The following is a 1,771-nucleotide window of genomic DNA, read 5'->3' as shown; positions in this document are numbered from 1 at the left end:
GCATATTGGCCATTGACGGGATAAGGGGAGGCAACTCGCGCCCAACCGACACGAAGCATTTCCAGGGCAAGATCTCGAGCGCCGGTGGTGCAACGCGCGATCGCCGTACCGTCGACTCTGTAGGAGACGACGGTGCAGGTCACCGACTTGTTGCCGACCGTCCGTTTGAGCCATGCCTTGGCAAATGGTCCGCACGGAACGGGGAGAGGGGCCTTTACGTGCTCGCGGTCTTCCCATTTAGGATCGAGCGCCCATTGCGGCAGCTCGCACGCGTCGATGTCGGCCAGTTGGACTCTCTCTGCATACTGAGGATACCAGAGCGTCAGCCCGTCCATGACAGTGACCCGCCCTCTTAGAACGGGATGCACCCCTGTCACCGGGGCGGCGGATGGTTCTGCAGCTGGCCGGTAGACCTTGCGAACAGGCTCATTCCTGCTGACATCAGCCGCTTCGACGACCTCAACGGTGAGGGCAAGCATTGCTGCCGACAGGACGAGTTGGGCTTTCATTGCTTCGCCTCCCTTTTGGCGCGCTCGTTGGCTGTCTTGGCCAACAGGACTGCCGGGTGCACAACATCGGGAAACTGCCAGAGACCGGCCTTGCGTTCGCGGGCGTCCAGCTCGGCCACGGAGTACGGCGGATGAAGGGGCATGCCCTGATCATCGAGCGAAGCGAAGGCGTAGCCGCTCGAAATCATCATGGTGGCAAGGTCGAGGCGATCCTTGCCAACGGTGGCATAGCAAATGACGTAGGTTAGGTCCGCGGTCTTGGCGACCGGCGCGCAAACCGGCTTGGTGTCCTTGATATAGGCAGCAAACATTGCCAGGGACGCATCGCCACAATCGCGCTTTTGCCCCTCCAAGTCGGTGTAGTTGGTTCCGCGAAGGCAGGATTGAACGCCAAAGAGGCGGTAGCGTTGCCCCTCTGCAACCCAGGTGTCGCCGGTTTCCAGTGTTATGCCCGGCTCCAGGTCAAAATAGCCGTCAGGCGCACTAAGCGCCGTTGCAACACTGGCCACGGTGAGCGTAAGGGCGAGCGAAAACCTCATTGGGCCTCCACTCGCGGATCGGCCCACATGCCGTAGGACCCTTCCTTGCCGACATCTTCGGCCTGCGCGAGGTCCGGCCGGTCATAGGAGCCATCGGGCTTTTTTGTCAGGCGCAACGCGCCAAGGGACAAAAGCTGCTCCTCGAACATATCAACGGAATCGAGGCTGCCGGGATAATTGTAGTAGCCATAGCAGGTGGCATTCTGCGTCGGTGACGACTGCTCGCTGACGAAGGCCCGGCAGAAGATGACCTTCGGGCTTTTCAGCATGATTTGCAGCTGCTGTTGCGCGAAGTCGGCGCAAGTGCCGGCAAAGCCTTCCTTCCGGTTGACCATTTCACCCTGGCACGGCTGGAGGCCGTAAAGGTGAAGAATGGTCTTGCCATCGACCCGGAAATCCGTGGGCGATACCGCCACATATCCGGATGCTGACGCGTAGCCCTTACGGTCCACGGCTTTGCCGCTGCCGTCATAGTATTCGACGACCAGCACCGTCTTGCCCGGTGCCGCCAGCGACTTGATGTAGTCCTTGTTGACGTTGTCCACCGACCAGGCCGGCGTTGCAATAATGCAACCTGCGAATGCAGCAAGGATGGTCCGTTTCATTTTCCAGCCCTTTACCATCTTGGTTCAACCCAAATCCCACTTTTGGGGTTTAAGTGTGGCACAAAAACTTGTATCGCTACACCAAATCGGTTCATACAATGGCGAACTTAATCGGTTT

Annotated in this window: 3 protein-coding genes; all 3 read right to left on the bottom strand. The window is 59.1% G+C overall.

Annotated elements, in window-relative coordinates; genetic code table 11:
* A partial coding sequence (locus EN780_RS33415; protein WP_189556948.1) for a thermonuclease family protein occupies positions 1 to 509 on the bottom strand: 509 nt, incomplete at its 3' end.
* On the bottom strand, positions 506 to 1,048 hold the full coding sequence (locus EN780_RS33410) for a thermonuclease family protein (protein WP_128276391.1): 543 nt from the start codon (positions 1,046 to 1,048) through the stop codon (positions 506 to 508). The genes EN780_RS33415 and EN780_RS33410, both read right to left, overlap by 4 nt.
* Positions 1,045 to 1,653 carry a hypothetical protein gene (locus EN780_RS33405; RefSeq protein WP_128276390.1) on the bottom strand — a complete coding sequence of 203 codons (609 nt, stop codon included), beginning with the start codon at positions 1,651 to 1,653 and terminating at the stop codon, positions 1,045 to 1,047. The genes EN780_RS33410 and EN780_RS33405 overlap by 4 nt, the downstream gene beginning before the upstream one ends.
* Positions 1,654 to 1,771 lie beyond the last annotated feature (118 nt).

The sequence above is a fragment of the Mesorhizobium sp. M4B.F.Ca.ET.089.01.1.1 genome, assembly GCF_004022605.1.
GTDB lineage: Bacteria > Pseudomonadota > Alphaproteobacteria > Rhizobiales > Rhizobiaceae > Mesorhizobium > Mesorhizobium abyssinicae.
This window is presented reverse-complemented; position numbering and strand designations above follow the sequence as displayed.

Excerpts from the sequence above, each read along its gene's own strand:
- EN780_RS33410 (WP_128276391.1), bottom strand. The coding sequence starts at position 1,048 with ATGAGGTTTTCGCTCGCCCTTACGCTCACCGTGGCCAGTGTTGCAACG.
- EN780_RS33405 (WP_128276390.1), bottom strand. The coding sequence starts at position 1,653 with ATGAAACGGACCATCCTTGCTGCATTCGCAGGTTGCATTATTGCAACG.